The organism is Acidovorax delafieldii 2AN, from assembly GCF_000175235.1.
In the GTDB taxonomy this organism is placed as follows: Bacteria; Pseudomonadota; Gammaproteobacteria; order Burkholderiales; family Burkholderiaceae_C; genus Acidovorax; species Acidovorax delafieldii_B.
The window spans coordinates 1-6278 of the sequence record NZ_ACQT01000208.1 but is presented as its reverse complement, the minus strand read 5'-3'; the positions used below and the strand labels follow the sequence as shown (position 1 = coordinate 6278).

7 protein-coding genes and 1 riboswitch are annotated in these 6278 nt (G+C 64.6%); of the genes, 2 read left to right on the top strand and 5 right to left on the bottom strand.

Annotation, left to right across the window (positions count from 1 at the left end):
• From ACDELDRAFT_RS17800 to ACDELDRAFT_RS17780, 5 genes are all read right to left on the bottom strand, one after another.
• Nucleotides 1–1188 (bottom strand): Cache 3/Cache 2 fusion domain-containing protein (locus ACDELDRAFT_RS17800; RefSeq protein WP_005799372.1); only part of this gene is annotated, 1188 nt, incomplete at its 3' end.
• 245 nt (nt 1189–1433) lie between these two features.
• Entirely contained in the window at nt 1434–2249 is an 816-nt protein-coding gene (otnI, locus tag ACDELDRAFT_RS17795; protein WP_005799371.1) for a 2-oxo-tetronate isomerase, read from the bottom strand.
• A 173-nt stretch (nt 2250–2422) separates the two neighbouring features.
• Nucleotides 2423–3007 (bottom strand): methionine biosynthesis protein MetW, encoded by a 585-nt coding sequence (metW, locus tag ACDELDRAFT_RS17790; RefSeq protein WP_005799370.1) that lies wholly within the window; start codon nt 3005–3007, stop codon nt 2423–2425.
• Entirely contained in the window at nt 3004–4131 is a 1128-nt protein-coding gene (gene metX, locus ACDELDRAFT_RS17785; protein WP_005799369.1) for a homoserine O-succinyltransferase MetX, read from the bottom strand. The genes metW and metX overlap by 4 nt, the downstream gene beginning before the upstream one ends.
• Before the next feature lie 143 nt (nt 4132–4274).
• On the bottom strand, nt 4275–4838 hold the full coding sequence (locus tag ACDELDRAFT_RS17780; RefSeq protein ID WP_005799368.1) for a TMEM165/GDT1 family protein: 564 nt from the start codon (nt 4836–4838) through the stop codon (nt 4275–4277).
• 18 nt (nt 4839–4856) lie between these two features.
• Nucleotides 4857–5048: riboswitch (yybP-ykoY riboswitch) on the bottom strand.
• 240 nt (nt 5049–5288) lie between these two features.
• Here ACDELDRAFT_RS17780 and ACDELDRAFT_RS17775 point away from each other — a divergent pair.
• Together ACDELDRAFT_RS17775 and ACDELDRAFT_RS17770 are read left to right on the top strand one after the other, a co-directional pair.
• Nucleotides 5289–5666 (top strand): RNA recognition motif domain-containing protein, encoded by a 378-nt coding sequence (locus ACDELDRAFT_RS17775; protein WP_005799367.1) that lies wholly within the window; start codon nt 5289–5291, stop codon nt 5664–5666.
• A 265-nt stretch (nt 5667–5931) separates the two neighbouring features.
• Nucleotides 5932–6278, top strand: a 347-nt coding sequence (locus ACDELDRAFT_RS17770; RefSeq protein WP_005799366.1) for an RNA recognition motif domain-containing protein, incomplete at its 3' end; no start/stop codon positions are given.

Here is a 6278-nt window from a genome sequence, read left to right as displayed (position 1 = left end):
CGTGCGCACCTGCTGCAGCATCTGCACATAGCGCTGGCGCATGCCCTCCACCTCGTGCACCAGAGCGCCAATCTCGTCGCGCCGCGTGGTGTGGAAGGCCTCGGTGAGGTCGCCCTGCGCCACCAGCGTGATGGCCTGGGTGAGCCCCTGCAGCGGCCGGCTCACGCCGCGGCGCAGCATCACGAACAGTCCCACCGCCAGCAGCCCCACCGCCACCGCCATCAGCCCCCACACGGCCAGCGTGACGCGGCGCTGGCCGCCCATGGCTTCGGCATCGGGCACTTCGGCCACCACCCACCAGCCATCCGCCCGGGTCTTGCGCACCAGCGCCCACGCGTCGGACGATGACTCGCCCAGCACCGGCGCCGCGGTGCGCACATAGCCGCCCTCGGCCGTCGCCAGCGCCTCGAAGAACCCACGGGCCTGCGGATAGGCCTCGAGCACCTTCTTGCCGCGCGCCGTGGGGTGGGCCACAAACACCGCATCCGCCAATGATTTGCCAGGGTCGATGACGTAGGTGCCGCCATGGTCGAAGAAGCGCGTCTGGGCCACCTGCTTTTCCAGCATGGCCTCGAACACGCTCACGTCGGTGCCGATGAACAGCAGGGCCACCACCTTGCCGGCGCTGTCCTTGGACGGCACGTAATAGCCCATGTAGGGCTTGCCGTTGACCACGGTGCGGCCCACGTAGGGCTCGCCCGTTTTCACGCGCTGGTAGGCCGCACTGTCACGCGCGAGCAGGGTGCCTTGGTCGCGCTCGCCCTTGTCGTTCTTGATGGAAGTCGTCACGCGCACGAAATCGTCCCCCTTGCGGGCGAACACCGTGGCGATGCCGCCGGTTTCGTTGGCGAACTTGTCCACCGAGCCATGGTCGTCATTGACCAGGGCGCCAAAGCTGCGCAGCTCGCCCGTGCCTTCGTCGAGCTGCATGTTGGCCTCGAAATAGCGCTGAAAGCCCCGCATGGTGAGCTGCACCAGCTCGCGGTTGGTGGCGTCGGCCGCGTCGATCGACTGGGCCACGCTTTGCGCCGTGTTGCCCACGCTGCTGACCACTTCGGCGCGCGTGCTGCGCTCGGTCAACACGGCAATCGCCAGTCCCACCAGCACCAGCACCAGCGCCACCAGGCCGATGGCCATCAAGGTGACTTGGCGCGCCACGGAGCGGTTGTTGGCAAGGGATGCGGCCATGGGGTTTGTCTCCAGAGAAATGCAAAAAGCCGGCTGTGCCGGTCTGCTGCCACTCTAAGACAGGGATCAAGTTACATTTATTAACGCATTCCCTTACGCAGTCTCGCGTACCGCCCGGACAACGCGCACAGCGGGCCACCACACGTTCCATGCCGGCGCCAACCTGTGGGGATAAGCCACTGCCGCAGCGCAGCGTCACGCATGAAGGGCGATACAGCCAGGGGCCGTCCCGCGCAGCGGGTAACTCAGGCCGCCAGTGCGCGGTCGCGCCAGCCCAGGCCCTGCGAGGTGCCTGCGGCGGGGCGGTATTCGCAGCCAATCCAGCCGCTGTACCCCAGCGCATCGATCAGGTCGAACAGGTAGGGGTAGTTCAATTCGCCACGGTCCGGCTCGTGCCGCTCTGGCACGCCCGCGATCTGCAGATGCGCCACGCGGCCCGTGGGCAGGTATTGGCGCAGCTTGGTGGCCACATCGCCCTCGACGATCTGGCAGTGGTACAGATCCATCTGCACCTTGACGCTGGGCATCTGCACGGCATCGAGCAACTCGTGCGCATGGTCCTGCCGGTTCAGGAAATAGCGCGGCATGTCGCGCAGGTTGATGGGCTCGATGAGCACTTCGCGCCCGGCGCGGGCGGCCTCCGCCCCGGCCCAGCGCAGGTTCTCCACGCACAGGTCCTTGAGCGATTCACGCTCCACCCCCGGCGGCACGATGCCCGACAGCAGGTGGATGCGCGGGCAGTCGAGCACTTCGGCATAGCGCAGGGCGGCCTGCACGCCCGCCATGAACTCGGACTGCCGCCCCGGCAAAGCCGCCGTACCGCGCGCACCCTTGTCCCATGCGCCCGCCATGTCGGCCAGCGTGCTGCCTCCCGGCGGCGCATTGAACAGCACCTGCTGCAAACCGTTGCCGCGCAGCCGGGCAGCGAGTTCGTGCGCATCGAAAGCGTAGGGGAAGAGATATTCCACGGCCGTGAACCCATCGCGCGCCGCCGCCGCAAAGCGGTCGAGGAAGGGCAGCTCGTTGTACATGAGGCTCAGGTTGGCGGCAAATCGGGGCATGGTGATCGAAGGCGATACGGGCGAAGACTGTCCGGCCGCGCAGCTTACCGCGAGCGGCTGGGGCGCGGCGCGCGACCATTTTTTGAACAAATCGCGCCATTGCGCTTATGCAGCAAGCGCAAGAAGCTCTATTTTTAATAGCAAATCACCATCGTCCCCGGCAGACGGCGGCCTCAGGCGTGCTCGAAATGGAACACCGCAGTACCCGCCCGCGCGTTGGGGCACCAGCGGATGGCGCGCCCATCCTGCAGGCCGAACGAGTCGATCACGCGCAGCCGGTTCTTGAGCGCAAGCACCTCGAAATCCTTGTAGGTGCCCACGCGGATATTGGGCGTGTCGTACCACTGGTAGGGCAGGCGGCGCGTGACGGGCATGCGCCCGCGCAGCACCGAGAGGCGGTTGGGCCAGTGCGCGAAGTTGGGAAACGCCACCACCCCCGTGCGCCCCACGCGGGCGGTTTCGCGCAGCATGACCTCGGCATTGCGCAGGTGCTGCAGGGTGTCGATCTGCAGCACCACGTCGAACGAGTTGTCGCCAAACATGGCCAGGCCTTCGTCGAGGTTGAGCTGGATCACATCCACCCCGCGCTGCACGCAGGCCAGCACGTTGGCATCGTCAATCTCGATGCCGTAGCCGCTGCACCCACGCTCGCGCTGCAGGTAGGACAGCAGGGCGCCATCACCGCAGCCCAGGTCCAGCACGCGCGAGCCGGGGGGCACCATGCGGGCAATGGCCTGCATTGTGGTTTTCTCGGTCATGCCAACTCCTTCGCGATGCTGTTGAAGTAAGAGCGCATGACGTTCATGTAACGGGCGTCATCGAGCAAAAAGGCGTCATGCCCATGGGGGGCGTCGATTTCGGCATAACTGACGTGACGGCGGTTGTCGAGCAGGGCCTTGACGATCTCGCGGCTGCGGCGCGGCGAAAAGCGCCAGTCGGTGGTGAAGCTGATGAGCAGGAACTTTGCCGTGGCGCGCGCCAGGGCGCGGGTCAGGTCGCCGCCGTGTCCGCGCGCCGGGTCGAAATAGTCGAGCGCGCGCGTGATCAGCAAGTAGGTGTTGGCATCGAAATACTCGCTGAACTTGTCGCCCTGGTAGCGCAGGTAGCTTTCAATCTGGAACTCGATGTCCTGGGTGGAGTATTTGAGGTCCAGTCCCTCGCGCAACTGGCGGCCGAATTTTTCATTCATCACGTCGTCGGAGAGGTACGTGATGTGGCCGATCATGCGGGCAATGCGCAAGCCGCGCTTGGGCACCACGCCGTGGCGGTAGAAGTGGCCGCCGTGGAAATCCGGGTCGGTAACGATGGCGCGGCGCGCCACCTCGTTGAACGCAATGTTCTCGGCCGTGAGATTGGGTGCGCTGGCCACCACCACCGCGTGGCGCACGCGCTCGGGGTACTGCAGCGTCCAGGACAGGGCCTGCATGCCGCCCAGGCTGCCGCCGAGCACGGCGGCCAGCTGCGTGATGCCCAGCCGGTCCAGCAGCCGGGCCTGGGCGTTGACCCAGTCTTCCACGGTGACCACCGGAAAGTCGGCGCCGTAGACCTCGCCCGTGTCCGGGTGCAGGTGCATGGGGCCTGTGGAGCCAAAGCACGAGCCCAGGTTGTTCACCCCGATCACGAAGAGCCGGTTGGTATCGACCGGCTTGCCCGGGCCGATCATGTTGTCCCACCAGCCTTCGCTCTTGTCCTGGCCGGCGTAAACGCCCGCCACATGGTGCGAGGCGTTGAGGGCATGGCAGACCAGCACGGCGTTGGAAGCATCGGCATTGAGCGTGCCGTAGGTCTCGAAGGCCAGGTGGTAATCACGGAGCGATGCGCCGCTTTGCAGCGGCAGCACCTCCGGAAAATGCATGGTCTGGGGCGTGGCAATGAACGACATAAAAAAACCCGGCGTCGCTAAAAACGAGGCCGGGATGTGTCGGACGGGTCTTTAGCAGAATTTATTAAGCGCCCGCAAGCTGTGGCAAATCGGCGCGTTCGGCAAATATACCAAAAGGGCCGCCCCGCGGCGACCCTTGTCCATCAGGCTGGCGCAAAAATCGCCACCAACCCGAGGATCACGAAAATCACCGCCGACACAATGTGCACGATGCGGATGGGCACCAGGCGCGTGATGCGGTCACCCAGCCAGACCACGGGCGCGTTGGCGAGCATCATGCCCAGCGTGGTCCCGGCCACTACCCACAGGTAAGCGTTGTATTGCGCCGCCAGCATGACGGTGGCGATCTGCGTCTTGTCGCCCATCTCGGCAAGGAAAAAGGCCACCAGCGTGGTGCCGAACACGCCCCAGCGCGGTGAACCGTCGGCATCGCCTTCGTCGAGCTTGTCGGGGATCAGCATCCACACCGCCATGGCAATGAACGAGGCTCCCAGAATCCAGCGCAGCAACTGGGGCCCCACGAACGTGGTGACCCAGGCACCGACGGCACCGGCGAGCCCGTGGTTGGCCAGGGTGGCGACCAGAATGCCGAGCACGATCGGCCAGGGTTTTCGGAACCGAGCGGCCAATACCAGCGCCAGCAACTGGGTCTTGTCGCCCATCTCGGCCAGGGCGACGATGGCGGTAGAAACAAAAAAGGCTTCCATGGGGAGGGGGTCCAATCCGGCCGGATGGGTGGTGAACGCATTGACCGCACGCCGACTCCGGCCAATGGATCGGCATGCAGTCAATGGTCTCGCCCAGCTCATCACAAGCCGCGTGCGCCATAGGTTGTGGGAACCCAAGTGTGTTGACGCAAGCCCCCGGCGCCGTGTGCGGCCGGGCGGGCTACTCCCCAGAGACGGGCGCTATTCTAGTGCACAGTGACCGCGCCCTACGGGCCCGTGCTGCCGCTCTTTTTCTATCCGGGAAATCCCTTGCGGAAATAAATATCCGCGCCGCCCATAAAAGTGATTAATAATGGCTTTGCTTTTCTGCACAGCAGGAAGGCGGCTAAGTTAGCGGTGATCGGTCAGTTTCGCGTCTTTGAAGTCGTCACAGGTTTGTTGATTGCGTAGGACTCCCATCGCGTTTTCATGTTTTTTCAGGAGTCCTTCATGGGCAACAAACTCTACGTGGGCAACCTGCCCTATTCTTTCCGCGACGAAGATCTGCAGCAGACTTTCAGCCAGTACGGCTCGGTCGGCAGCGCCAAGGTCATGATGGAGCGCGACACCGGCCGCTCCAAGGGTTTTGGTTTTGTCGAAATGGGCAGCGATGCCGAAGCCCAAGCCGCCATTCAAGGCGTGCATGGCCAGAATTTCGGCGGCCGTGACCTCGTGGTCAACGAAGCCCGCCCCATGGAGCCCCGCGCTCCCCGTAGCGGCGGCTTCGGTGGTGGCAACGGCGGCGGCGGTGGCTACGGCGGTGGTGGCCGCAGCGGTGGCGGCGGCTACGGCGGTGGTGGCTACGGCGGTGGCCGCAGCAGCTACTAAGACGTTGAAGCAGGAATTCATTCCTGCCTCCAGTCAGCAAAAGGAGCCCCAGGGCTCCTTTTTTCATGGCTGCAGCATTGCCGCCACACCCCCTTCAGGTGCTTGCATTTTCGTAAAAACTGTGAGACATAATGCGGTTGCGGGGGTTTTCTCGCCTAAAAGTTTGCGGTGATCCGTCGGTTTCGCGCATAGAGCGTCATTGAGATTAGCTGGCTGCGTTTTCGGGCTCCATCGCTTTATCAATGTGTTTTAGAGGAGTCCCGTGATGGGCAACAAACTGTATGTGGGCAACCTGCCGTACTCGGTGCGCGACAGTGATCTGGAGCAGGCCTTCGGCCAATTCGGCGCTGTGACGAGCGCCAAGGTCATGATGGAGCGCGACACCGGCCGTTCCAAGGGCTTTGGTTTTGTCGAGATGGGCAGCGATGCCGAGGCCCAGGCCGCCATCAATGGCATGAACGGCCAGCCCCTGGGCGGCCGCAGCATCGTCGTGAACGAAGCACGTCCCATGGAGCCCCGCCCTCCCCGCAGTGGCGGTTTTGGCGGTGGAAGTGGCGGCGGCTACGGTGGCGGCGGTGGCCGCAGCGGTGGCGGCTTTGGCGGCGGCGGGCG

What these genes read in the sequence shown, in the direction of transcription:
- metW (WP_005799370.1), bottom strand. Translation starts at nt 3,007, where the DNA reads ATGACCGAGAAAACCACAATGCAGGCCATTGCCCGCATGGTGCCCCCC.
- ACDELDRAFT_RS17775 (WP_005799367.1), top strand. Translation starts at nt 5,289, where the DNA reads ATGGGCAACAAACTCTACGTGGGCAACCTGCCCTATTCTTTCCGCGAC.
- metX (WP_005799369.1), bottom strand. Translation starts at nt 4,131, where the DNA reads ATGTCGTTCATTGCCACGCCCCAGACCATGCATTTTCCGGAGGTGCTG.
- ACDELDRAFT_RS17780 (WP_005799368.1), bottom strand. Translation starts at nt 4,838, where the DNA reads ATGGAAGCCTTTTTTGTTTCTACCGCCATCGTCGCCCTGGCCGAGATG.
- otnI (WP_005799371.1), bottom strand. Translation starts at nt 2,249, where the DNA reads ATGCCCCGATTTGCCGCCAACCTGAGCCTCATGTACAACGAGCTGCCC.